Raw genomic sequence first — 1,593 nt, 5'->3', positions numbered from 1 at the left:
CGACCGGTCGGAGAAGCTCACGCCGGAGGCCCGGGAGCGGTTCGAGAGCTTGGCCGCCGAGGCGGTGAAGCGGGATCCCGACGCCACCAACGTCCACGCCCTGGTGCGGGCCGTGCGCGCCGGCCTGGAGCAGGATTTCGACGCCGCCGTCGCGGTGGAGCGGGCCGAGTTCCGCACCCTGGTGGAGGATCCGCGCTCGAAGGCCCTGCGCTACGCCTTCTTCGCCGAGCGCGAGGCGGCCCGCGTCCCCGGCCTGCCGAAGGACACGCCCCGCCGCCCCGTCCGGACGGCGGCGGTGATCGGCGCCGGCACGATGGGCGGCGGGATCGCCATGTGCTTCGCCAATGCCGGCATCCCCGTGACGGTGATCGAAACGGAGGCCGGTGCCCTGGAGCGCGGTCTCGACCGGGTGAGGGGCCTCTATGCCGGCTCGGCCAAGCGCGGCTCGATCACCGAGGCGCAGCGCGACGAGCGGGTCGGCCGGATCACGGGGGCGATCGGCCTGGAGAACGCCGCGGAGGCCGACATCGTCATCGAAGCAGCCTTCGAGGACATGGGCGTCAAGCGGGAGATTTTTTCCAAGTTCGACGCCATCGCCAAACCTGGCGCGATCCTGGCCACCAACACCTCCTACCTCGACGTGAACGCCATCGCGGCGGTGACGAGCCGGCCGCAGGACGTGCTCGGCCTGCACTTCTTCAGCCCCGCCAACGTCATGCGCCTCGTGGAGGTAGTCCGGGCCGAGAAGACCGCGCCGGACGTGCTCGCCACCGCCCTGGATCTCGGCAAGCGCCTCAACAAGCTGCCGGTGACGGTGGGGGTCTGCTTCGGCTTCGTCGGAAACCGCATGCTGGAGCGCCGCAGCCGCGCCGGCGAGCGCCTGCTGCTCGAGGGGGCGCTGCCGCACGAGGTCGACGCGGCGGTGACCGGTTTCGGCTTCCGGATGGGCCCCTTCGCCATGAGCGATCTCGCGGGGCTCGATATCGGCTGGCGCTCGCGCAAGGATTTCGGCGGCCGGGCGCCGGTCGCCGATTCGCTGGCCGAGCAGGGCCGCTACGGCCAGAAGACCGGCCGCGGCTTCTACCTCTACCCGGACGGCGCCCGCACCGGCACCCGCGACCCGGACGTGGAGGCCCTGATCGCCCGCGTCGCCGCCGAGCACGGCATCGCGCGCCGCAGCTTCACGCCGGACGCGATCGTGGCGCGGCTGATGTACCCGATGGTCAACGAGGGCGCGCGGATCCTGGAGGAGGGTATCGCGGCCCGGCCGAGCGACATCGATACGATCTGGATCAACGGCTACAACTGGCCGGCCTGGCGCGGCGGCCCGATGCACTGGGCCGATACGGTCGGGCTGCGGACGGTCGCCGAGGCGCTGTCGCGCTTCGCGGCCGAGACCGGCGACGACAGCCAGGAACCGGCGCCGCTCCTGAAGCGCCTCGCCGCCGAAGATGGCCGCTTCGCCGAGTGGAAGGCTTCGGCCTGATGCCGTGTCGGCTTGCGCACACCAAGTCCCGGTTTCGAAAGGTCCGGAACCTTTCGCGGGTGCAGGGCAGCGCCCTGTTGACGGCCGAGGCCGCATCCGTCGGGGCT

1 protein-coding gene is annotated in these 1,593 nt (G+C 71.9%); it reads left to right on the top strand.

What is annotated here, in order from left to right:
- On the top strand, window positions 1–1,486 hold a 1,486-nt coding region (locus tag I53_RS11595), incomplete at its 5' end, for a 3-hydroxyacyl-CoA dehydrogenase (RefSeq protein WP_051044781.1).
- Window positions 1,487–1,593: the final 107 nt, after the last annotated feature.

Source organism: Methylobacterium sp. B1 (assembly GCF_000333255.1).
In the GTDB taxonomy this organism is placed as follows: Bacteria; Pseudomonadota; Alphaproteobacteria; order Rhizobiales; family Beijerinckiaceae; genus Methylobacterium; species Methylobacterium fujisawaense.
The sequence above is the reverse complement of the archived record's forward strand: the minus strand, read 5'-3'. Positions and strand labels throughout refer to the sequence as shown.